At 53.8% G+C, this 22270-nt stretch carries 25 protein-coding genes; all 25 read right to left on the reverse strand.

The features are described 5' to 3' along the window. Positions 1-6: 6 nt before the first annotated feature. Positions 7-621 carry a 30S ribosomal protein S5 gene (rpsE, locus tag HEQ61_RS04940; RefSeq protein WP_066132189.1) on the reverse strand — a complete coding sequence of 205 codons (615 nt, stop codon included), beginning with the start codon at positions 619-621 and terminating at the stop codon, positions 7-9. A gap of 12 nt (positions 622-633) precedes the next feature. Continuing rightward, positions 634-996: a 50S ribosomal protein L18 gene (gene rplR, locus HEQ61_RS04945; protein WP_168019960.1), complete on the reverse strand. Its 363-nt coding sequence runs from the start codon at positions 994-996 to the stop codon at positions 634-636. Between the two features lie 12 nt (positions 997-1008). Continuing rightward, on the reverse strand, positions 1009-1545 hold the full coding sequence (rplF, locus tag HEQ61_RS04950) for a 50S ribosomal protein L6 (protein WP_168019961.1): 537 nt from the start codon (positions 1543-1545) through the stop codon (positions 1009-1011). 13 nt (positions 1546-1558) lie between these two features. Beyond that, positions 1559-1957, reverse strand: coding sequence for a 30S ribosomal protein S8 (gene rpsH, locus HEQ61_RS04955; RefSeq protein ID WP_168019963.1), 399 nt, complete (start codon positions 1955-1957; stop codon positions 1559-1561). A gap of 12 nt (positions 1958-1969) precedes the next feature. Further along, the gene (gene rpsN / locus HEQ61_RS04960) at positions 1970-2275 is read right to left on the reverse strand and encodes a 30S ribosomal protein S14 (protein ID WP_168019965.1); all 306 of its coding nucleotides are present in this window, start codon (positions 2273-2275) and stop codon (positions 1970-1972) included. Between the two features lie 18 nt (positions 2276-2293). Further along, positions 2294-2839: a 50S ribosomal protein L5 gene (gene rplE / locus HEQ61_RS04965; RefSeq protein ID WP_168019967.1), complete on the reverse strand. Its 546-nt coding sequence runs from the start codon at positions 2837-2839 to the stop codon at positions 2294-2296. 11 nt (positions 2840-2850) lie between these two features. Beyond that, on the reverse strand, positions 2851-3165 hold the full coding sequence (gene rplX / locus HEQ61_RS04970; protein ID WP_168019969.1) for a 50S ribosomal protein L24: 315 nt from the start codon (positions 3163-3165) through the stop codon (positions 2851-2853). A gap of 2 nt (positions 3166-3167) precedes the next feature. Further along, positions 3168-3536, reverse strand: coding sequence for a 50S ribosomal protein L14 (gene rplN, locus HEQ61_RS04975; protein WP_168019971.1), 369 nt, complete (start codon positions 3534-3536; stop codon positions 3168-3170). Positions 3537-3579: 43 nt separating this feature from the next. Beyond that, positions 3580-3819: a 30S ribosomal protein S17 gene (gene rpsQ, locus HEQ61_RS04980; protein ID WP_168019973.1), complete on the reverse strand. Its 240-nt coding sequence runs from the start codon at positions 3817-3819 to the stop codon at positions 3580-3582. A gap of 40 nt (positions 3820-3859) precedes the next feature. Next, positions 3860-4057, reverse strand: coding sequence for a 50S ribosomal protein L29 (gene rpmC, locus HEQ61_RS04985; protein WP_168019975.1), 198 nt, complete (start codon positions 4055-4057; stop codon positions 3860-3862). A gap of 2 nt (positions 4058-4059) precedes the next feature. Beyond that, positions 4060-4479, reverse strand: coding sequence for a 50S ribosomal protein L16 (rplP, locus tag HEQ61_RS04990; RefSeq protein WP_168019977.1), 420 nt, complete (start codon positions 4477-4479; stop codon positions 4060-4062). A gap of 36 nt (positions 4480-4515) precedes the next feature. After that, positions 4516-5193 carry a 30S ribosomal protein S3 gene (gene rpsC / locus HEQ61_RS04995; RefSeq protein ID WP_168019979.1) on the reverse strand — a complete coding sequence of 226 codons (678 nt, stop codon included), beginning with the start codon at positions 5191-5193 and terminating at the stop codon, positions 4516-4518. After that, entirely contained in the window at positions 5193-5573 is a 381-nt protein-coding gene (rplV, locus tag HEQ61_RS05000) for a 50S ribosomal protein L22 (RefSeq protein ID WP_168019982.1), read from the reverse strand. The genes rpsC and rplV overlap by 1 nt, the downstream gene beginning before the upstream one ends. A gap of 1 nt (position 5574) precedes the next feature. Next, on the reverse strand, positions 5575-5853 hold the full coding sequence (rpsS, locus tag HEQ61_RS05005; protein ID WP_066132228.1) for a 30S ribosomal protein S19: 279 nt from the start codon (positions 5851-5853) through the stop codon (positions 5575-5577). A 12-nt stretch (positions 5854-5865) separates the two neighbouring features. Next, positions 5866-6705: a 50S ribosomal protein L2 gene (gene rplB, locus HEQ61_RS05010; RefSeq protein WP_168019984.1), complete on the reverse strand. Its 840-nt coding sequence runs from the start codon at positions 6703-6705 to the stop codon at positions 5866-5868. A 5-nt stretch (positions 6706-6710) separates the two neighbouring features. Further along, the gene (locus HEQ61_RS05015) at positions 6711-7025 is read right to left on the reverse strand and encodes a 50S ribosomal protein L23 (protein ID WP_168019986.1); all 315 of its coding nucleotides are present in this window, start codon (positions 7023-7025) and stop codon (positions 6711-6713) included. After that, positions 7022-7639 (reverse strand): 50S ribosomal protein L4, encoded by a 618-nt coding sequence (gene rplD / locus HEQ61_RS05020; RefSeq protein WP_168019988.1) that lies wholly within the window; start codon positions 7637-7639, stop codon positions 7022-7024. The genes HEQ61_RS05015 and rplD overlap by 4 nt, the downstream gene beginning before the upstream one ends. 6 nt (positions 7640-7645) lie before the next feature. Next, positions 7646-8371, reverse strand: a complete 726-nt coding sequence (rplC, locus tag HEQ61_RS05025) for a 50S ribosomal protein L3 (protein ID WP_168019990.1) — start codon at positions 8369-8371, stop codon at positions 7646-7648. A gap of 29 nt (positions 8372-8400) precedes the next feature. Next, on the reverse strand, positions 8401-8709 hold the full coding sequence (rpsJ, locus tag HEQ61_RS05030; protein ID WP_066132242.1) for a 30S ribosomal protein S10: 309 nt from the start codon (positions 8707-8709) through the stop codon (positions 8401-8403). Between the two features lie 141 nt (positions 8710-8850). Continuing rightward, positions 8851-10041, reverse strand: coding sequence for an elongation factor Tu (gene tuf / locus HEQ61_RS05035; RefSeq protein WP_168019992.1), 1191 nt, complete (start codon positions 10039-10041; stop codon positions 8851-8853). A gap of 35 nt (positions 10042-10076) precedes the next feature. Then, positions 10077-12155: an elongation factor G gene (fusA, locus tag HEQ61_RS05040; protein WP_168019994.1), complete on the reverse strand. Its 2079-nt coding sequence runs from the start codon at positions 12153-12155 to the stop codon at positions 10077-10079. Positions 12156-12182: 27 nt separating this feature from the next. Continuing rightward, a complete protein-coding gene (rpsG, locus tag HEQ61_RS05045) occupies positions 12183-12653 on the reverse strand; it encodes a 30S ribosomal protein S7 (RefSeq protein WP_066132251.1) in 471 nt (156 codons plus the stop codon). 28 nt (positions 12654-12681) lie between these two features. Continuing rightward, positions 12682-13053 carry a 30S ribosomal protein S12 gene (gene rpsL / locus HEQ61_RS05050; RefSeq protein ID WP_066132254.1) on the reverse strand — a complete coding sequence of 124 codons (372 nt, stop codon included), beginning with the start codon at positions 13051-13053 and terminating at the stop codon, positions 12682-12684. A 427-nt stretch (positions 13054-13480) separates the two neighbouring features. Next, complete coding sequence (rpoC, locus tag HEQ61_RS05055; RefSeq protein WP_168019996.1) at positions 13481-17713, reverse strand: DNA-directed RNA polymerase subunit beta'; 4233 nt, start codon at positions 17711-17713, stop codon at positions 13481-13483. 116 nt (positions 17714-17829) lie between these two features. Then, entirely contained in the window at positions 17830-22011 is a 4182-nt protein-coding gene (gene rpoB / locus HEQ61_RS05060; RefSeq protein WP_168019998.1) for a DNA-directed RNA polymerase subunit beta, read from the reverse strand. Between the last annotated feature and the right edge of the window lie 259 nt (positions 22012-22270).

Raw genomic sequence — 22270 nt, forward strand, 5'->3', positions numbered from 1 at the left:
GTCTCCTTACTCAGCAGAGGCGGCGTCTGCCTCAGCAGCACCCGTCATTTCACGACGACTGACAATTTCGCCAACTTTCTTATTGCGCTTCGCAGCAACCATCCGCGGGCTCTCAAGATTTGCCAACGCAGCAAACGTAGCCCTGATCATGTTGTAAGGGTTGGTAGAACCAACACACTTGGCAACAATATCCTGGACGCCCATGGTCTCGAACACTGCACGCATCGGACCGCCAGCAATAATGCCGGTACCCGCAGGAGCAGATCTCAAAACAACATGACCCGCACCAAAATGACCGGAAATATCATGGTGCAAAGTGCGCCCTTCACGCAAGGGAACGCGAACCAAGCCGCGCTTCGCCCTTTCACTGGCCTTGCGAATGGCCTCGGGAACTTCACGGGCCTTTCCCGTGCCAAACCCGACACGGCCTTTACTGTCACCAACAACAACGACAGCAGCGAATCCAAAGCGACGGCCACCTTTGACCACTTTGGCAACACGATTAATAGATACAAGTTTGTCGGTGAACTCATCTTCGCGCTCACGCTCCGGAGCACGATCGCGATCACGACGATCACGACGCTCCTGTGAGGAGCGTTCAGCAGTGGGGGTACGTGCCATCTCGACTATCCTTTAGAACGAAAGTCCGCCTTCACGCGCCGCATCCGCCAGAGCTTTCACCCGGCCGTGGAACACATAGCCCCCACGATCGAACACGACATCCTTAACGCCGGCTTCAAGAGCCCGCTCGGCCACCAGTTTGCCAACAGCAGCAGCGGCTGCTTTATCGGCACCAGTTTTCAAATGCTCACGCAATCCTCTGTCCAAGGTCGAGGCAGCAACAAGGGTACATCCCTTGGAATCATCAATAACCTGAGCATAGATATGCTTCGATGAGCGGAAAACCGAAAGGCGCAAACGCCCGGCGGCCTTCTTCCTGAGCTGATACCGCACGCGATCGCGGCGGCGCTCGAAAAGAGACAAATTTTTCGCCATTTCCGTTCGCCTTTACTTCTTCTTGCCTTCCTTACGCAGAATCTGCTCGTCAACATACTTGACGCCCTTACCCTTATAGGGCTCTGGCGGACGGTACGCGCGAATCTCAGCGGCAACTTGGCCAACAACTTGTTTGTCCATACCACTGATCTCGATCTGAGTTGGCTGCGGGGCCTTAATTACGACATTATCCGGAATCGGGAAGATCACATCATGCGAAAAACCAAGAGCAAGCTGAAGATTTTTACCCTGCACAGCAACCTTGTAACCAACACCGACCACTTCCAGATTTTTCCGGAAGCCCTCTGAAACACCCTTCACCAAGTTAGCAACACGGGCGCGGGTTGTTCCCCACATCATACGGGAATTCTTGGAATCACCGACAGGAGACACAACAATCTTACCGTCCTGCAGCTTTGCATCCACCAAGTCTGGCGAAATAGAGAAACTCAACTCACCAAGCTTTCCTTTGGCCGATACAACGCCATTGGCAATGGTCACAGAAACACCCTGAGGAACTTCGACCGGATACTTTCCTACGCGAGACATCCAAGTACCCTCCTCAGAATACGCGACACAGGACTTCACCGCCAACATTGGCAAGGCGAGCCTCATGGTCGCTCATCAACCCACGCGGGGTTGAGAGAATAGAGATACCGAGACCGTTATAGACCTTGGGAAGATCCTTGATCTTGGAGTAACGGCGCCGACCAGGCGTCGAAACACGGCTTATTTCCTGAATGACAGGCTTTCCCTCGTGATACTTGAGCTCAACACGTAGCTCCTCAACACCAGGACGAACAACGTAGCGTTCATAGCCGCGAATATAGCCCTCGCGCACAAGAACCTCCAGAACCCCGGCACGCAGACCGGAAGCCGGAGAAACAACGCTCGATTTTCCTGCACGTTGACCGTTACGGATACGGGTGATCATATCACCCACGGGATCAGTCATTGACATGGTCTGCCCTCCTTACCAGCTTGACTTGACCATGCCAGGGATTTGACCCTGGGACGCAAGATCGCGCAAAATAACACGACCCATTCGGAATTTACGGTAAACACCACGCGGGCGCCCCGTAACCTCACAACGATTACGGTAACGTGTCGAAGACGAGTTGCGGGGCAAAGAACTGAGCTTCAGAACAGCAGCCATACGCTCCTCAGGAGAGGTATCCTTGCCTGAGATCAGCACTTTCAACGCAGCACGACGATCAGCATACTGCTTTACCATACGCGCACGTCTTTTGTTTTTCTCAACAGAGCTAACTTTCGCCATAAAACCTACTCCCCGCCCTTACGCCTTGACGAACGGAACCTGGAACTGCTCAAGCAGAACCCGGGCCTCGTCATCAGTTTTGGCGGTCGTGCAGATGGTGATATCCATACCACGCACCTTGTCGACCTGATCATAGCTGATCTCAGGGAAAATAATCTGCTCTTTCAGACCCATATTATAATTCCCACGACCATCAAAGGCTTTCCCGTTCAAACCACGGAAGTCACGGACACGAGGAAGGGCAATCGTAATAAGGCGATCAAGAAACTCATACATTCGATCAGAACGCAAAGTAACTTTGCAGCCGATCACCATACCTTCGCGAAGCTTAAAGCCTGCAATCGACTTTTTCGAACGCGTAGGAACGGGCTTCTGACCCGAAATGGCGGTGAGATCGGAAATTGCACCTTCAATTTTTTTCCGGTCCTGCGAGGCTTCGCCAACCCCCATATTAACGACCACCTTGGTCAGCTTAGGAATCTCCATGGGGTTGGCATAACCAAACCTATCCTGAAGAGCCTTACGAATAACCGTGTCATACTGCTCACGAAGACGCGCAGCCATAGACATTCTCCTCAATTCGCTATGACTTCGCCGGATCGCTTTGAAAAGCGAACCTTCGAGCCATCATCGAGGACACGAAAACCAACTCGCGTCGCCTTTCCGTCCTTGGGATCAACATGAGCCACGTTGGAAACGTGAATAGAGGCTTCTTTCTCAAGAATACCCCCTTGACTCGTCTGCGTTGGACGCAAGTGGCGTTTCACTACGTTAACGCCCTTGACCACAACACGACCCTCGGAAGGAATAGCACAAACCACTTCGCCCTTCTTGCCCGCATCTTTGCCAGCAAGAACGATGACAGTGTCACCCTTGCGGATCTTCTGCATAATTACAGCACCTCCGGGGCAAGCGATATGATTTTCATGTACTTCTTGGCACGCAGCTCACGAACAACTGGACCAAAAATACGAGTTCCTACCGGCTCACCCTGCTTATTGATAAGCACAGCAGCATTGCGATCAAAGCGAATCATGGTTCCGTCCGCACGGCGAACGGGGGCCGCAACGCGCACCACAACGGCAAGCTCCACAGAGCCTTTCTTGACACGACCGCGGGGTATTGCTCCTGTTACGGAGACCCGGATCACATCGCCGACGCCGGCAGCCTTACGCTTGGAACCGCCCAAAACCTTGATGCACCGCACCCGACGTGCGCCGCTGTTATCAGCGACATCCAGGCTGGTCTGCATCTGAATCATGATTTAAATCCTTAAAAGTCAAATCAAACCGGAACCCATGACCTTAATCGGCAGAGTCCGCAACCAGCTCCCAGCATTTACGCTTGGAAACAGGACGACATTCGCGGATACGAACGACGTCACCAACCTTTGCGTGATTGGCTTCATCATGAGCGGCATATTTTTTGGACCGCTTGATGAACTTTTTATACAGCGTGTGCATGAAGCGACGCTCGACTTTAACCACAATGGTCTTATCCATAGCATCACTCACCACCACGCCCTGTAGGATACGCTTGGGCATAGTCTTACTTTTCGCTCCTTATAGCGACAAGCCGGCGATATTACACAGCAGCCTTACGTTGGTGAAGCACTGTTTTAACCCGGGCTATATCTTTTTTAACCTGCCGCTGACGGGAGGTATTCTGAAGCTGTCCAGTAGCCTTCTGGAAACGCAGATTAAACTGTTCTTTCTTCAAGCCAACCAGATGATCAACCAATTGCTTGGGCGACTGGTCACGCAATTCTTTTGCAATACTCATGATCACGCCTCTCCACCCAAACGGGTAACAAACTTCGTCTTGATCGGAAGCTTTGCATCAGCCAGTTCAAGAGCGAGCCGAGCCACATCTTCCGATACGCCATCAATCTCAAACATAACGCGCCCAGGATGAACGCGAGCCACCCAGTATTCAGGGGCACCTTTTCCTGATCCCATACGGACCTCGGCAGGCTTCCTAGAAACAGGGAGGTCAGGAAAAATTCTGATCCAGACACGACCTTGGCGCTTCATAGCACGGGTCACAGCACGACGTGCAGCCTCAATCTGGCGTGCCGTAATACGCTCCGGCTCGAGAGCCTTCAGACCAAACTGTCCGAAGTTCAGGCTAAACCCACCCTTGGCATTTCCATGGATTCTGCCTTTATGCGCCTTGCGGAACTTTGTACGTTTCGGCGAAAGCATCGTATATATCCTTTAGTTCACAGCAGAGACGACAGCTCAACGAGCTGTCGTCTGCTCCTGGGCACGCCGCTCTTGAGCCATAGGATCGTGCTCAAGAATCTCACCCTTATAAACCCAAACCTTTACACCACAAGCCCCGTAGGTAGTAAATGCTGTAGCTTGGCCGTAGTCCAGATCTGCTCTCAGGGTATGAAGAGGAACTCGTCCTTCCCTATACCATTCGGTACGAGCAATTTCAGCCCCACCCAAACGCCCAGAGCTGTTGATACGAATTCCCTCGACACCAAGACGCATCGCGGACTGGATCGCACGCTTCATCGCACGGCGAAACGCTACGCGCCGTTCCAGCTGACTGGTAATACTTTCCGCAATCAACTGCGCATCTGTCTCTGGCTTGCGAATCTCTACAATATTCAGATGAACTTCGCTTCCCGTCATCTTCGACAGATCGCTACGGAGCACCTCGATATCAGACCCCTTCTTCCCGATAACAACACCGGGACGAGCTGTGTGTATTGTAATACGCGCCTTTTTTGCAGGACGCTCAATAACAATACGGGAAATGCCTGCCTGATGCAGACGCTTCTTCAGGTACTTGCGAATGCGCAAATCAGCATGCAAAAGATCTGCATAGTCACCCTCCGCAAACCAGCGGCTATCCCAAGTCCTGTTAATACCAAGACGCAAGCCGATCGGATTTACTTTCTGACCCATTATTCAGACTCCTCGCGTTCACGCACCACGATTGTAAGGTTCGAGAACGGCTTCAGGATCTTTCCAGTACGTCCACGAGCACGGGCACGCCAACGCTTCATCACCATCGCCTTACCAACAAAAGCTTCAGCCACAACCAGACGGTCGACATCAAGCTGGTGGTTGTTCTCCGCATTGGCAATTGCAGACTGCAAAACCCTACGAACCTCGCCGGAAACACGGCGCGCATTAAACATCAGGGAAGTCAATGCCTTCTCAGCACTCAACCCACGAATAGACGATGCAACGACATTCAGCTTCTGCGGACTAGTCCGTATAGTGGCAGCAAAGGCACGGGCCTCATTATCTGCCAACGCACGCGGGGCATTAGGCTTACCCATGTTATTTCCTCTTCGCCTTCTTGTCCGCAGCATGCCCGTAATAAGTACGGGTTGGCGCAAATTCACCGAACTTGTGACCAACCATATTTTCAGTCACCAGAACAGGGACAAACTTGTGCCCATTGTGGACACCAAACGTAATACCGACAAACTGCGGCAGAATGGTCGAGCGCCGAGACCAAGTCTTCACCACCTCATTCCGGCCGGAGCTGCGCACAGCATCGGCTTTCTTCAGCATATAACCGTCGACGAACGGTCCCTTCAAAACAGAGCGAGCCACGTCCGTTCTCCGTTACTTCTTCTTGGCCTGATGACGTGACCGCATGATCAGTCTATCAGTAGCCTTGTTGCTGCGGGTTTTCTTACCCTTCGTAGGCTTGCCCCACGGGGTAACCGGATGGCGACCACCGGAAGTACGGCCTTCACCACCACCATGCGGGTGATCAACAGGGTTCATTGCAACGCCACGCACATGCGGACGCCGACCAAGCCAACGACTTCTGCCAGCTTTCCCCAAATTTATGTTCTGATGATCAGGGTTGGACACGGCACCAACGGTAGCCATGCACTCGCCACGCACCAAGCGCACTTCACCAGACGAGAGACGCAGCTGAGCATACCCAGCATCTTTGCCAACCAACTGGACATAGGACCCAGCGGAGCGCGCTATCTGCCCACCCTTGCCCTGCTTCATCTCCACGTTATGCACAATTGTGCCAACAGGCATATTCTTCAGAGGCATAGCATTACCGGGCTTGATGTCTGCTTTCTCAGCAGCGACAACAACATCACCCGCTTTCAAACGCTGTGGAGCAAGGATATATGCCTGCTTCCCGTCTTCATACGTAACGAGAGCAATAAAAGCCGTACGATTTGGATCATACTCCAAACGCTCAACAGTAGCGCTCATACCGAGCTTTTCATTACGCTTGAAATCGACAATCCGGTAACGACGCTTGTGACCGCCACCGCGCTGCCACGAAGTAATACGCCCTGTATTATTACGACCGCCGGACTTTGTCAGACCCTCTGTCAGGGACTTGACAGGCTTCCCCTTCCACAATCCGGAACGATCCACCAGAACAAGCTGGCGCGTACTTGGCGTAACTGGGTTGAATGTTTTCAGTGCCATAGACCTCAGACTCCCGTCATCACATCGATCGACTGACCTTCAACAAGCCTGACCATGGCCTTCTTCACATCGGAACGCCGCCCGATTGTACCACGGAAACGCTTGAGCTTGCCCTTCGTGATCGAGACATTAACCGCCCGAACCTTCACACCAAAAACACCCTCAACAGAAGCCTTGATTTCAGGCTTTGAGGCATCCAAAGGCACACGGAAGGTAACCTGACCGTACTCGAACGCCATAGTAGCCTTTTCGGTAATAACCGGACTTTTTATGATGTCGTACATGCGCTCTTTCGAAACTTTGACTGCACGGCACTTCATTTCAGGCGCTCCCCCAGCTTTTCAACAGCCGCGCGAGTCAGGACAAGTGTATCCCGACGCAAGATGTCGTAAACATTGGCACCCTGGGTTGGCAAAAATGACAGCCCTGGAATATTTGAAGCTGCGCGAGCAAACAGAGCATCGACCTCAGCACCATCAACAACCAGCACAGACGACCAGCCCAAAGCCTTGACCTGAAGAGCCAAGTCCTTGGTCTTTCCAGTTACACCCGCAAAGTCAGCAACAACCAGTTTACCCTCACGAGCTTTTGCGGACAAAGCAGTCTTCAAACCAAGCTTCCTGAACTTCTTGTTCAGGTCATGCGCATGAGATCGCACAACAGGACCGAAGGCAACACCACCACCCCTAAACTGGGTAGCACGCACCGACCCTTGACGGGCACGACCGGTCCCCTTCTGCTTGAAAGGCTTGCGAGTTGTCCCAGATACCATGGAAATAGTCTTGGCCTGATGCGTACCAGACTGACGCCGTGCAAGCTGCCAACGCACAACGCGCTGCAAAATATCGGAACGAACATCAAGGCCGAAAATATCATCCGGCAACTCTATAGTTCCCACTGCCTTATTCTCAAGGCTAATAACGTCCAGCTTCATGACAGCCTATTCCTTGCTCTCACTTCCGGCGGAATCCTCGGAAGAAGAGACACCAGAAGAAACCTTGATACCGGCCGGCAAGGGAGCCCCTTCAGGTATTCCTTTCTTGACCGCATCACGAACCAGGACCCAACTCCCATCGGAACCAGGAACAGCGCCCCTCACCAGAAGAAGGCCCCGCTCGGAATCCGTAGAGACAATTTTCAAGTTCTGCAATGTCACGCGCTCAGCGCCGAGATGGCCCGCCATCTTCTTGCCCTTGAACACACGACCAGGATCCTGACGATTACCGGTTGACCCGTGGGACCTATGGGACACAGAGACGCCATGCGTCGCCTCAAGACCACGGAAATTATGACGCTTCATTCCACCGGCAAAGCCCTTGCCGATAGAGGTGCCAACAACATCAACCAGCTGACCAACAACAAAATGATCAGCAGACAACTCAACCCCTGAATCAAGAAGACACTCGGGACTGACTCGAAACTCCGCAACCTTCTTACGCGGCTCCACTTTTGCAGCAGCAAAATGACCACGCATAGCCTTGGACACATTTTTAACCTTGGCAGTACCAACACCAAGCTGGACCGCTGTGTAACCATCCCGATCCTGCGTGCGAACAGCGACGACATGACAGCCATCAACCTTCAGCACCGTAACCGGAACATGCTCACCTTCCGCGGTAAACAGCCGGGTCATACCGACTTTCTGGGCGATAAGACCGGAGCGCATTATTTCGTTCCTTGCATTGTTTATCACGCTCACAACTTAATCTGGACATCCACACCGGCGGCTAGATCAAGCTTCATGAGCGCGTCGACGGTCTGCGGAGTTGGATTGAGAATATCCAACACACGCTTATAGGTACGGATCTCGAACTGCTCTCTCGACTTTTTGTCAATATGAGGAGAACGATTCACAGTAAATTTTTCAATCCGGGTCGGCAAGGGAATGGGCCCCCGCACCTGGGCGCCAGTACGCTTGGCGGTATTAACTATCTCATAAGCACTTTGATCCAGCACACGGTGATCAAACGCCTTGAGGCGGATACGGATATTCTGGCTTTCCATAGTGGCCTGACCCGAACTCTTTCTTCAGTGGTGTGACAACCCGGCGCCCGGGAAAGAACGGCTTATACCGCATCTTTATCCGGGCGCCCACCTTTTTTTTGTCAAACAGCGAAGTTGTGGAACGACTTCGATTTTGGATTGTTACTTGTTAATTTTGGAGACGACGCCGGCGCCGACGGTTCTGCCGCCTTCACGGATGGCGAAGCGGAGACCTTCATCCATGGCAATGGGGGCAATCAGGCGAACGCTGATACGGATATTGTCTCCGGGCATGACCATCTCGGTACCTTCCGGCAGCTCGATTGTTCCGGTCACGTCGGTAGTACGGAAGTAGAACTGCGGACGGTAATTGGAGAAGAACGGCGTATGACGGCCGCCTTCATCCTTGGACAGGATATAGCATTCCGATTCAAAATCGGTATGCGGCGTAATCGAACCTGGCTTGGCCAGAACCTGGCCACGCACCACGTCGTCACGCTTTACGCCACGCAGCAGCGCACCGATGTTGTCACCGGCCTCACCCTGATCCAGAAGCTTGCGGAACATTTCCACACCGGTACAGGTGGTCTTGGTGGTATCTTTCAGGCCAATGATCTCGACTTCGTCGTTGACCTTCAGGATACCGCGCTCCACACGACCGGTTGCAACAGTACCACGACCCGAAATCGTGAACACGTCTTCGATCGGCATCAGGAACGGCAGATCTTTCGGACGATCCGGCTGCGGGATGTATTCATCAACAGCACGCATCAGCTCCAGAATTGCTTCCTTGCCGATCTTCGGGTCACTGTCTTCCAGAACGGCCAACGCGGAACCCTTGATGATAGGAATATCATCCCCGGGGAAGTCATACGAGGACAGAAGCTCGCGGATTTCCAGCTCAACCAGCTCCAGAAGCTCTGGATCGTCAACCTGGTCAACCTTGTTCAGGAACACAACCAGGGCCGGAACACCAACCTGGCGAGCCAGCAGAATGTGTTCGCGGGTCTGCGGCATCGGGCCATCCGCGGCAGAAACAACCAGAATGGCACCATCCATCTGCGCGGCACCGGTGATCATGTTCTTCACATAGTCAGCGTGACCCGGGCAGTCAACGTGTGCGTAATGGCGGTTTGTCGTTTCATACTCAACGTGGGCCGTCGAGATCGTAATACCGCGGGCGCGTTCTTCGGGAGCCTTGTCAATCTGGTCATACGCAGAAAACGTAGCACCACCTGTCTCGGCCAGAACCTTCGTGATCGCCGCCGTCAATGACGTCTTCCCATGGTCAACGTGGCCAATCGTGCCAACGTTGCAGTGCGGCTTCGTCCGCTCAAATTTTGCCTTGCTCATTGTCTACTCCATCAGGCCGTAAGGCCACGTTTTCATCAACCAGCCAATTTGGCCTTGATTTCTTCAGAAACGTTATTGGGCACTTCAGCGTACTTATCAAACACCATGCTGTACTGGGCACGCCCTTGGGACATCCCGCGCAGAGTATTTACATACCCAAACATATTCGCCAAGGGAACAGATGCATCAATAACACGGGCATTGCCACGCTGATCCATACCACTAATCTGACCACGACGAGAGTTGAGATCCCCAATTATATCGCCAAGATACTCGTCAGGGGTGACAACCTCAACCTTCATCACGGGCTCAAGCAAACGAGGCCCCGCATTTGGCATAGCTTCACGGAAAGCAGCACGAGCCGCAATCTCGAAGGCAAGCACACTGGAGTCAACGTCATGGAACCCGCCGTCAGTCAACGTAACCTTGAAGTCCGTAACAGGGAAACCGACAATTGTCCCCGTATCCATAGCGGAACGCAGGCCTTTTTCCACACCAGGGATATATTCTCTTGGAACAGCACCACCAACAATGGCGCTTTCAAAAACAAACCCTGAACCAGGCTCCAACGGCTCAAACCTCAACTGGATCTTGGCAAATTGCCCTGTCCCACCAGATTGTTTTTTGTGTGTATAGTCGCAAACGTACGCCTTTGAGATTGTTTCGCGATACGCAACCTGTGGCGCACCCACGTTTGCATCAACCTTGAACTCGCGACGCATACGATCGACTATAATCTCGAGATGAAGTTCGCCCATCCCCTTGATCACGGTCTGACCTGATTCTTGGTCACTGGATACACGGAAAGAAGGGTCTTCGGCAGCCAAGCGCGCCAAAGCCATCCCCATTTTCTCCATATCCGCCTTGGTCTTGGGCTCAACAGCAACCTCGATAACCGGCTCGGGGAACTCCATGCGCTCCAGAATTACCGGCTTAACTGGGTCGCAAAGCGTATCGCCGGTCGTTGTATCTTTCAACCCAACAACAGCGACGATATCCCCGGCAGAGGCGACTTTTATTTCTTCACGGTTATTTGCATGCATCAAAAGCATGCGACCGATACGCTCACGCTTTTCCTTGACCGTATTCATAACATACGACCCAGACTCAAGGATACCGGAGTAAATGCGAACAAATGTCAGCGAACCAACAAACGGATCATTCATAATCTTGAATGCAAGAGCAGAGAAGGGCTCAGCATCAGAGGACTGACGCGTAACCTCCGTTTCCCCATCAACCAGAACTCCCTTGATAGCCGGTACATCAACAGGGGCAGGAAGGAAATCAATGACAGCATCCAGCATAGTCTGGACACCTTTGTTCTTGAAAGCAGAGCCGCACAGAACAGGGACAAAGCGACGATCGATCGTCCCTTTGCGAATACAGGCTTTCAGCGTAGCTTCATCAGGCTCTTTGCCCTCCAGATACGCCTCCATCACAGCATCATCAACCTCAACTGCTGTCTCCAGCAGCTTTTCACGGTATTCCGCAGCCTTGTCCTTGAGTTCACCCGGTATATCAACGTATTCATACGCCGCACCAAGGTCGTCACCTTTCCAGACAACAGCCTGCATCTTGACGAGATCAACAATGCCAGCGAAATCTGACTCCGCACCAATCGGAAGATTGACAACCAAAGGCACAGCCCCCAGCCGATCAACAATCATGTCGACACAACGATAGAAGTTCGCGCCCATACGGTCCATTTTATTGACAAAGCACATGCGCGGAACGCCGTACTTGTCAGCCTGACGCCAGACAGTTTCTGACTGCGGCTCGACACCGGCCACAGAGTCAAAAACGGTCACCGCGCCGTCCAGAACGCGCAGCGAACGCTCAACTTCAATCGTGAAATCAACGTGGCCTGGCGTATCAATAATATTGATACGATGGTCTTTCCAGAAGCAGGTGGTAGCAGCAGAGGTAATCGTAATACCACGCTCCTGCTCTTGCTCCATCCAGTCCATGGTCGCAGCACCCTCATGGACTTCGCCAATCTTGTGCGACTTTCCTGTGTAATACAGGATACGTTCAGTTGTCGTCGTTTTACCGGCATCAATGTGCGCCATGATGCCAATATTACGATATCTCTCAAGCGGAGTTTCGCGCTTCATAATGAGACCTTGCACCCTCTATTCACGTTACCAGCGGTAATGAGAGAAGGCCTTGTTGGCCTCTGCCATACGATGGGTATCCTCACGCTTCTTGACAGCGCCACCACGATTGTTGGCAGCATCCAGAAGCTCGCCGGAAAGACGATCAATCATCGTGGACTCAGAACGCTTGCGCGCAAAGTCTGCCAACCAACGGAAGGCCAGCGCCTGACGACGCTCAGGACGCACCTCCACAGGAACCTGGTAGGTCGCACCGCCAACACGGCGGGAACGCACCTCAACAGAAGGCTTTATATTATCAACCGCACCATGGAACAGCTGCACAGGATCAGAGCCTGACTTGGCACCAATCTTATCCAGAGCACCGTAGACAATCTTCTCAGCAACGGCCTTCTTGCCATCCAGCATGATGGAGTTGATGAACTTGGCGATTACAAGATCACCAAATTTCGCATCGGGCAGAATTTCGCGCTTTTCAGCTCTATGACGACGAGACATGGGTTATATTTCCCTGGAACCTGAGGACTTACTTCGGACGCTTCGCGCCATACTTCGAGCGACGCTGCTTGCGATCCTTCACGCCCTGGGTATCCAGGGTACCGCGGATGATATGGTAACGCACACCCGGCAAGTCAGGCACACGCCCACCGCGAGCCAGAACGACAGAGTGCTCCTGAAGATTATGACCCTCACCAGGAATATAGGCCGTCACCTCAAAACCATTGGTCAGACGAAGACGCGCCACCTTACGAAGCGCCGAGTTCGGCTTCTTTGGGGTCGTCGTATAAACACGGGTACAAACGCCACGCTTCTGTGGGCAACCCTGCATAGCCGGGGCCTTGTTCCGTTTTACAGCCGGCTGGCGGCCTTGACGGACCAGCTGATTGATTGTCGGCATTGCCGTTCCTTCTTTACTTACGCTTGCGCGTTGCCTTTTTCGACACCTTGAATGGCGCCACTATTCCGCACGGCCGACGTCAAAAGACGCCTGCTCACACACCCCCGACCCAAAGCTGCTCCACGATAAGTTCCATAGAACAGACGAGCACAAAACACCCTACAGAGACCCGAAGGCGATTCGGCTCTTATGCACGAAAGAGGCTGGCTTCAGAAAAACCGCCACATAATCATGGCACACGATAAAACCGGGCAATCGAGGCGCGCATACTATGATCAGCCCCTGCCAGCGTCAAGAAAAAGCTTTTGAACAGGATTTCTGACGAGCACTGGCACGAAAAAGGCCCGGGTCACAAAAATAATCATGACCCGGGCCATCTTGGCAAAACATGTTAAATCAACGGCAAAATACCAAATCCTGCACAAAATTACTCAGCAGGAGGAACGACTCCAGCCGCTGATAATGACGAGATAACAGGTACCGACTCGGCTGCGGCCTCTTGGACAGCCGCAAGCTCGCGATCGCGACGTGCCGCAACCTGACGGTACTTGTTCATCGCAGCACCCGTTCCGGCTGGAATCAGGCGACCGACGATCACATTTTCCTTCAGGCCTACCAGAGCATCCACCTTTCCAGAAGTAGATGCTTCGGTCAGAACCCGGGTCGTCTCCTGGAACGAAGCCGCAGAAACGAAAGAGTGGGTCTGCAAAGATGCCTTGGTGATACCCTGAAGAACAGGAACACCCACAGCCTCACGGCCACCTTCACGAATGGTCTTCTCGTTTTCGTTCTGGAAGTCGATACGATCGACCTGCTCACCAACCAGGAAGGTGGTGTCGCCAGCCTCGGAGACTTCAACCTTCTGGAGCATCTGACGAACAATGACCTCAATGTGCTTGTCATTGATCTTGACGCCCTGAAGACGATAAACGTCCTGGATCTCCTTGATCAAATAGTCAGCCAAAGCCTCAACTCCCATGACCCGCAAGATATCATGCGGGACGGGGTTTCCATCCATCAACGGATCGCCTCTCTTGACATAATCACCTTCCTGGACGGCCAGGTGCTTACCCTTGGGAACCAAGTATTCCATCGGCTCGCCCGGACCATCTTCTGTGATGGGAACGACCAGAACACGACGCTTGTTCTTGTAGTCCTTACCGAACTCAACCCGACCATCGATCTCGGCGATAATCGCGTGATCTTTCGGCTTCCGTGCTTCAAACAACTCCGCAACCCGGGGCAGACCACCGGTGATGTCGCGTGTTTTGGAGCTTTCGCGCGGAATACGAGCCAAAACGTCACCCGCACTGACACGCTGCCCCGGCTCGACAGAAAGGATCGAGTCGACAGACATGTAATAACGTGCTTCAACCCCGCTCGGCAGCATGATCAGCTCACCGGCCTCATCACGCAGAGTAATTCTGGGGCGCAGATCCGCACCACGCGGCTGCGATTTCCAGTCCACGACCACACGCGAGGAAATACCGGTCGCTTCGTCCATCTGCTCACGCATGGACACGCCTTCGACGAGATCCATGAAGTGAACCGTACCTTCTTTTTCAGTAATGATGGGCAGCGTATACGGATCCCACTCGGCCATCTTGGTCGCACGGGTTACATTCTGACCATCCGTTACATACAGCTTTGCGCCGTATGGAACCCGATGACGGGCGCGCTCACGACCCGAAGCATCCAGCAGGACAACTTCGCAGTTGCGCGACAAGACGATATTGATGCCTTCGGAATTGCGGACAATACCAAGATTTTCCAGCTTCACGCGGGAGTCGAACGATGCCTCGATACTGGACTGCTCCGCACCACGCTGGGCCGCACCACCGATGTGGAACGTACGCATGGTCAACTGCGTGCCCGGCTCACCAATGGACTGCGCGGCAATCACACCAACAGCCTCACCGATATTTACCGGCGTTCCACGTGCCAAGTCGCGACCGTAGCACTTCGCACAGGTTCCTGTCTGCGTTTCGCATGTCAGAACTGACCGAATAAGCAAGGATTCAATCCCGGCTGCCTCAATCCGCTCTACATCGGCTTCGGTAATAATCTCACCTTTGGGGAAAACGACTTCACCCGTGGAAGGGTTCAGCGCATCTTCCGCAGCCGTCCGACCCAGAATACGTTCAGCAAGGGAAACAACCAGCTCACCACCGTCCATCACCGGAACAGCGGTTAAGCCGCGCTCTGTTCCGCAGTCTTCTTCGGTGATGATGGCATCCTGGGCCACATCGACCAGACGGCGGGTCAGATATCCGGAATTTGCTGTTTTCAGAGCGGTATCCGCCAGCCCCTTACGGGCACCGTGAGTAGAGTTGAAGTACTCAAGAACCGTCAAACCTTCCTTGAAGTTCGACAGAATAGGCGTCTCGATGATAGAACCGTCCGGCTTGGCCATAAGGCCACGCATCCCGGCCAGCTGCTTCATCTGGGCAGCTGATCCACGCGCACCGGAGTGTGCCATCATGTAAACTGAGTTGATCGGCTTGCCCGGCTCGATGCGCGAGATTTCCTTCATCATCTCGTCGGCAACACGATCCGTACACTGCGACCAAGCATCAACAACCTTGTTGTACTTTTCGCCCTGGGTAATCAGGCCTTCCTGGTACTGCTGCTCGAACTCCTTGACCTGGGTCTCGGTCTCCAGCACCAGCTTTTCCTTGGTGGCTGGGATGACCATGTCGTCCTTGCCGAAGGAAATACCGGCCTTTGCAGCCTGACGGAAGCCCAGAGCCATGATGCGATCACAGAAAATCACGGTCTCTTTCTGACCGCAGTGACGGTAAACCGTATCAATAACGTCCTGGATATCCTTCTTGCGCAGCAAGCGGTTGATCAGTTCGAAAGGCACCTTGGCGTGGTGCGGCAACACACTGGCCAAGATCATCCGGCCCGGGGTTGTAACCACCGTACGCACAACAGGCTGACCTTCTGCATCCACGGTTTTCAACCGGGCCTTCACCCGGGCATGCAGAGAAACAGTGCCGGCATTCAAGGCATGCTCGATTTCAGCCAGATCGCCGAACGTGGTCCAGCGCTCATGCTCAACGCCACCAACCATGACCTTGGCGACACCGCCCTTCTCGCCTTCGCGTTCGAGACTCATGTAGTACAGCCCAAGAACCATGTCCTGGGTTGGCACAATAATGGGCTTTCCGTTCGCCGGGCTAAGGATGTTGTTGGTTGACATCATCAACACACGGGCTTCCAGCTGTGCCTCAAGGGACAGCGGAACGTGTACGGCCATCTGGTCACCGTCAAAGTCGGCGTTGAATGCCGTACACACCAACGGATGCAGGTTAATCGCCTTACCTTCAACCAGAACCGGCTCAAACGCCTGGATCCCCAGGCGGTGCAATGTCGGAGCACGGTTGAGCATCACGGGATGCTCGCGGATGACCTCTTCCAGAATATCCCAAACCTCGGGACGCTCCTTCTCGACCATACGCTTGGCCGCCTTGATGGTCGTGGCCAAACCGTACAGTTCAAGCTTGGAGTAAATAAAGGGCTTGAAGAGTTCCAGCGCCATCTTCTTCGGCAAACCGCACTGGTGCAGCTTCAACTCCGGACCAACCACGATGACCGAACGACCGGAATAATCGACGCGCTTGCCAAGCAGGTTCTGACGGAAGCGACCCTGCTTGCCCTTGAGCATGTCAGCCAAAGACTTCAGCGGACGCTTGTTGGCCCCGGTAATCGCACGACCACGACGACCGTTGTCGAACAGGGCATCTACAGATTCCTGCAGCATACGCTTTTCGTTGCGGATAATGATTTCCGGACAACGCAATTCGATCAAACGCTTGAGGCGGTTGTTACGGTTGATCACACGCCGGTACAGATCATTGAGGTCCGACGTGGCGAAACGACCACCGTCAAGAGGCACCAGCGGGCGCAATTCAGGCGGGATAACTGGAATAACTTCCAGAATCATCCACTCCGGACGACAGCTGGATTCCAGGAAAGCCTCAACAAGCTTCAAGCGCTTGACCAACTTCTTGCGCTTGGCTTCCGAAGACGTCTCACGCATCTCAGTGCGAATCTGAACCTTGAGCTCCTCAAGATCCAAGGCCATCAGCATATCGCGAATCGCCTCGGCACCAATTCCGGCCGTAAAGCTGTCCTCGCCATATTCTTCCTGGGCACGCTGGTACTGCTCTTCTGTCAGCAGCTCATACTGCTTCAGAGGGGTCAGCCCAGGTTCGATAACCAAGTAGTTTTCAAAATACAGAAGGCGTTCCAGATCCTTCAGCGTCATGTCCAGCAACAAACCGATGCGGCTGGGCAACGACTTCAGAAACCAGATATGAGCCACGGGAGCAGCAAGCTCGATATGGCCCATACGCTCGCGGCGGACTTTGGAAAGGGTGACTTCAACACCGCACTTTTCGCAGATAATGCCGCGGAACTTCATGCGCTTGTACTTGCCGCACAAGCACTCATAGTCCTTCACCGGCCCAAAGGTGCGGGCGCAGAAAAGCCCGTCACGCTCTGGCTTGAAGGTACGATAGTTTATCGTTTCCGGCTTTTTGATCTCGCCAAAAGACCAGGAACGGATCTTCTCAGGGCTGGCGATGGAAATCTTGATCTGGTCAAATGACTGGCTGCCGCTGGCCTGACCGAAGATCTTCATGAGGTCATTCATGCCTGCTCTCCTGTCGCGGGAAGGGATGAAACCGCTCTTTGGTTTTCATCCCGCTGTCCGCGCTCTTCCTTTAAAAATGGTTACGTCAGGGGCTGTTCGATATGGACAGGGATTGCCTAGCTGTCGCTCTGCAAAAGCTCCACATCCAGACCCAACGACCGCATCTCTTTCACCAGAACGTTGAACGATTCAGGGATACCTGCCTCGAACGTATCGTCACCGCGCACGATCGCCTCATAGACCTTCGTACGACCGGAAACATCGTCCGACTTGACCGTCAACATTTCCTGCAGGGTATAGGCTGCCCCATACGCCTCCAAGGCCCACACTTCCATTTCCCCGAAGCGCTGTCCACCAAACTGGGCCTTACCGCCCAGAGGCTGCTGGGTCACAAGCGAATAGGGGCCGATGGAACGGGCGTGTATCTTGTCATCAACCAAGTGGTGAAGCTTGAGCATGTAGATATAGCCCACAGTAACTTCCCGGTCGAACGGTTCACCCGTCCGGCCATCATACAGCATCACTTGACCAGATGTCTGCAGGCCGGCCATGGCCAGATGCTCAGCGATGTCGCTTTCACGCGCACCATCGAACACAGGCGTGGCAATGGGGATGCCATTTCTCAGGTTGGAAGCCAGCTCACGCACTTCCTCGTCACCCAGATCGGCCACCTCGGCTTTGTAGGCTTCTGGCCCATAGACAGCTTTCAGCTTGTCACGCAGATCATCCATGGTCCGGTTGTTATACCGCACGGCATCCAGATACTCACCAACCTGCTTGCCAAGACCACGGCAGGCCCAGCCCAGATGGGTCTCCAGAATCTGTCCGACGTTCATACGGGAAGGCACGCCCAACGGATTGAGCACGATATCCACCTGCGTTCCATCAGCAAGGTAGGGCATGTCCTCAATCGGAACAATGCGGGAGATAACACCCTTGTTCCCATGGCGTCCGGCCATCTTGTCTCCGGGCTGCAACTTGCGCTTCACAGCCACGAAAACCTTGACCATCTTCAAAACGCCCGGAGGCAGCTCGTCACCACGCTGCAGCTTCTCCACCTTGCTTTCAAAGCGAGCCTGAAGCTGGGCAATAGCCTCCTCGTGGGTCTTCTTCATCCCCTCGATCTCGGCCATGACATCATCCGCTTCAAGAGCAAACTGACGCCACTGCCCCGGAGTATATTCCTTCAGCACTTCATCTGACAGCACGGCTCCAACACGGAAACCACGTGGGCCGGCCACAGCCTTCTGCCCCAGCAGCTTCTCCTTCAGGCGATTGCTGAAAGAACCGTCCAGGATAGCCCGTTCGTCATCACGATCCTTGGCCAAGGCCTCGATCTCGGCACGCTCAATCGCCAAGGTACGCTCGTCTTTTTCCACACCGCGGCGGTTGAAAACACGCACTTCGACCACAGTACCCTGAACACCCGGCGGCAAGCGCAGCGATGTATCACGGACATCAGAAGCCTTCTCACCGAAAATGGCACGCAGAAGCTTTTCTTCCGGTGTCACGGGGCTTTCGCCCTTTGGCGTTACCTTGCCGACCAGAATATCCCCGGCCTTGACCTCAGCACCGATGTAAACAATGCCGGCTTCATCAAGATTGCGCAGGGCATCCTCACCAACATTGGGAATGTCGCGGCTGATTTCTTCCTGACCCAGCTTGGTATCACGTGCCATGACTTCAAATTCTTCGATATGAATCGAGGTGAACACGTCATCGCGCACGATCCGTTCAGAAATCAGGATCGAATCTTCATAGTTGAAGCCATTCCATGGCATGAAGGCGACCAGCACGTTACGTCCAAGAGCCAGTTCACCCAAGTCCGTCGATGGACCATCGGCAATAATATCACCCTTGCGGACGATATCACCCACCTTGACCAAAGGACGCTGGGTAATACAAGTGCTCTGGTTTGAACGCTGGAACTTGGCCAGACGATAGATATCCACACCAGAACGCGCCGCATCTACATCTTCGGTTGCCCGAATCACGATACGCGTTGCGTCAACCTGCTGGACAATACCGGTCCGGCCAGCTGAAATGGCCGCCCCGGAATCACGGGCCACGACACCTTCCATACCAGTACCGACAAAAGGTGCTTCGGCACGGATCAGAGGCACAGCCTGGCGCTGCATGTTCGATCCCATGAGGGCGCGGTTGGCATCGTCATTTTCCAGGAACGGAATCAGGGCTGCAGCCACAGAGACCAGCTGCTTGGGCGACACGTCGGCATAGTCAATGTCCGAAGGCGGCACCATAACGTAGTCACTAGCCGCCCGACAGGACACCAGATCGCCGACAAAACGACCCTCTGCATCCAGTTCGGCATTAGCCTGGGCCACTGTGTAGCGACCCTCTTCCATTGCGGACATGTAGATGACTTCATCGGTCACACGCCCGTCGACAACCTTGCGATAAGGAGCCTCGATAAACCCGTACTGATTGACACGAGCATACGTTGCCAAGCTGTTGATCAGACCAATGTTCGGCCCTTCCGGCGTTTCAATCGGGCAGATACGACCGTAGTGGGTCGGGTGAACGTCTCGAACCTCGAACCCGGCACGCTCACGCGTCAGACCACCTGGACCCAAGGCCGACAAACGCCGCTTGTGCGTCACTTCCGACAGTGGGTTGGTCTGGTCCATGAACTGCGAAAGCTGGGAAGACCCAAAGAACTCGCGCACAGCAGCAGCAGCAGGCTTGGCATTGACAAGATCATGAGGCATGACCGTATCAATATCCACGCTGGACATACGCTCGCGGATTGCGCGCTCCATACGCAGCAAGCCAACACGGTACTGGTTTTCCATCAATTCGCCGACAGAGCGAACACGACGGTTACCCAAGTGATCGATATCATCGATCTCCCCACGCCCGTCCTTCAACTCTACCAGAACCTTGATAATACGCAGGATGTCATCCCGACGGAGAACACGAACCGTATCCGGCACCTCATCCATCGACAGACTCAAGCGGGAGTTCATCTTCACGCGACCAACGGCCGAAAGGTCGTAACGCTCCGGATCGAAGAACAAGCCACGGAACAGCAGTTCAGCTGCCTCAAGTGTTGGCGGCTCACCCGGGCGCATAACACGGTAAATATCGATTAGCGCTTCTTCACGGCAGGCATTCTTGTCCGCGAACAACGTATTACGGATATACGGCCCAACCTGAACATGATCAATATGCAGGGTTGGCAACTCGTCAATACCGTTCCTGTCAAGCTCCGCCAAGCTTGACTCGGTAATTTCCTGACCCGCTTCAAGGAACACTTCCCCTGTCGCCGGATTAATGATGTCTTCGGCAACATAGCGCCCGACGAGGTCCTCGACAGGGACACGCATCTCCGAAAGTCCATCATCGATCAGCTTCTTGCCAAGACGTGGGCTAACCTTGGTACCGGCTTCCGCTTTCAGCTCACCCGTAGCAGCATCAATCAAATCATAGGGAAGCTTCACGCCCTTCAGACGTTCGGGAACAAAAGCCGTCTTCCACCCACGAGCATCGGCCGTATAGACGATACGGTCGTAGAAATAGTTCAGAATATCTTCGGCACACAGCCCGGTCAGCTCAGCAGGATCCAGTGGCTGGCGGGCACGGGCGCGCTCCACACGCAAAGCCTCTGCAGCCTTGGAATCAAGCGCATACAACAGGGTGCTGACCGGCAGCTTGCGGCGACGGTCGATACGGACATAGACCATGTCCTTTGCATCAAACTCAAAATCCAGCCACGAGCCACGGTAGGGAATCACGCGCGCGGCAAAGAGGTATTTGCCCGACGAATGGGTCTTGCCCTTGTCATGATCAAAAAACACACCAGGAGAACGGTGCATCTGGGAAACGATAACACGCTCGGTACCATTCACAATAAAGGTACCATTACGGGTCATCAGGGGCATATCCCCCATGTACACATCCTGCTCCTTGATATCGCGAACAGAACGGGCACCCGTATCTTCATCAATGTCCCAGACGACCAAACGAAGCGTTACCTTCAGCGGAGCCGCAAAGGTCATTCCACGCTGCTGGCACTCGTCAACGTCATACTTGGGATCTTCCAGCTCATAACGGACAAACTCAAGCTCGCCCTTCCCGGCAAAATCCTTGATCGGAAAAACTGACTTGAACACTTCCTGCAAACCCGAAGGGGTTCTTTTATCCGCAGGGATTCCTGTCTGAAGGAACTGATCGTAGGAGTTTTTCTGAACCTCAATCAGGTTCGGCATGGGGGCCACCGTGCGGATGCGCCCAAAACTCTTACGTACCCGTTTCCGACCTGTAAAGGACCTAGCCATTGTCGCTCCTTAGTCTGTGACATGCCCGCGTGGATCTTTGAAGATCTTGCAGACTGAACGCGGCCCACTCCTGAAATCTACAGAAGAAGGCCGTGGCAGAAGGCGCCAGAGCATGCACCAAACCGCCATTCCCAAATACAAGGTGGCTCAGTCCTACTGCCCGCATGTGCCCTGTCATACGGCGTCCGGACTGACCTCCGCAAAACCTAGAACAGCCAGATTCTGGGGAGGAACCCTGAACTATTAAAATACGCTGCCA

The organism is Haematospirillum sp. H4485 (assembly GCF_012102745.1).
Classification (GTDB): Bacteria; Pseudomonadota; Alphaproteobacteria; order Rhodospirillales; family Rhodospirillaceae; genus Haematospirillum.

Bases quoted from the DNA above. Each gene is read 5' to 3' on its own strand.
- rpsE (WP_066132189.1), bottom strand. From the start codon at position 621: ATGGCACGTACCCCCACTGCTGAACGCTCCTCACAGGAGCGTCGTGAT.
- rplR (WP_168019960.1), bottom strand. From the start codon at position 996: ATGGCGAAAAATTTGTCTCTTTTCGAGCGCCGCCGCGATCGCGTGCGG.
- rplF (WP_168019961.1), bottom strand. From the start codon at position 1,545: ATGTCTCGCGTAGGAAAGTATCCGGTCGAAGTTCCTCAGGGTGTTTCT.
- rpsH (WP_168019963.1), bottom strand. From the start codon at position 1,957: ATGTCAATGACTGATCCCGTGGGTGATATGATCACCCGTATCCGTAAC.
- rpsN (WP_168019965.1), bottom strand. From the start codon at position 2,275: ATGGCGAAAGTTAGCTCTGTTGAGAAAAACAAAAGACGTGCGCGTATG.
- rplE (WP_168019967.1), bottom strand. From the start codon at position 2,839: ATGGCTGCGCGTCTTCGTGAGCAGTATGACACGGTTATTCGTAAGGCT.
- rplX (WP_168019969.1), bottom strand. From the start codon at position 3,165: ATGCAGAAGATCCGCAAGGGTGACACTGTCATCGTTCTTGCTGGCAAA.
- rplN (WP_168019971.1), bottom strand. From the start codon at position 3,536: ATGATTCAGATGCAGACCAGCCTGGATGTCGCTGATAACAGCGGCGCA.
- rpsQ (WP_168019973.1), bottom strand. From the start codon at position 3,819: ATGCCCAAGCGTATCCTACAGGGCGTGGTGGTGAGTGATGCTATGGAT.
- rpmC (WP_168019975.1), bottom strand. From the start codon at position 4,057: ATGAGTATTGCAAAAGAATTGCGTGACCAGTCGCCCAAGCAATTGGTT.
- rplP (WP_168019977.1), bottom strand. From the start codon at position 4,479: ATGCTTTCGCCGAAACGTACAAAGTTCCGCAAGGCGCATAAAGGCAGA.
- rpsC (WP_168019979.1), bottom strand. From the start codon at position 5,193: ATGGGTCAGAAAGTAAATCCGATCGGCTTGCGTCTTGGTATTAACAGG.
- rplV (WP_168019982.1), bottom strand. From the start codon at position 5,573: ATGGGTAAGCCTAATGCCCCGCGTGCGTTGGCAGATAATGAGGCCCGT.
- rplB (WP_168019984.1), bottom strand. From the start codon at position 6,705: ATGGCACTGAAAACATTCAACCCAGTTACGCCAAGTACGCGCCAGCTT.
- HEQ61_RS05015 (WP_168019986.1), bottom strand. From the start codon at position 7,025: ATGAAGTGCCGTGCAGTCAAAGTTTCGAAAGAGCGCATGTACGACATC.
- rplD (WP_168019988.1), bottom strand. From the start codon at position 7,639: ATGAAGCTGGACGTTATTAGCCTTGAGAATAAGGCAGTGGGAACTATA.
- rplC (WP_168019990.1), bottom strand. From the start codon at position 8,371: ATGCGCTCCGGTCTTATCGCCCAGAAAGTCGGTATGACCCGGCTGTTT.
- rpsJ (WP_066132242.1), bottom strand. From the start codon at position 8,709: ATGGAAAGCCAGAATATCCGTATCCGCCTCAAGGCGTTTGATCACCGT.
- tuf (WP_168019992.1), bottom strand. From the start codon at position 10,041: ATGAGCAAGGCAAAATTTGAGCGGACGAAGCCGCACTGCAACGTTGGC.
- fusA (WP_168019994.1), bottom strand. From the start codon at position 12,155: ATGAAGCGCGAAACTCCGCTTGAGAGATATCGTAATATTGGCATCATG.
- rpsG (WP_066132251.1), bottom strand. From the start codon at position 12,653: ATGTCTCGTCGTCATAGAGCTGAAAAGCGCGAAATTCTGCCCGATGCG.
- rpsL (WP_066132254.1), bottom strand. From the start codon at position 13,053: ATGCCGACAATCAATCAGCTGGTCCGTCAAGGCCGCCAGCCGGCTGTA.
- rpoC (WP_168019996.1), bottom strand. From the start codon at position 17,713: ATGAATGACCTCATGAAGATCTTCGGTCAGGCCAGCGGCAGCCAGTCA.
- rpoB (WP_168019998.1), bottom strand. From the start codon at position 22,011: ATGGCTAGGTCCTTTACAGGTCGGAAACGGGTACGTAAGAGTTTTGGG.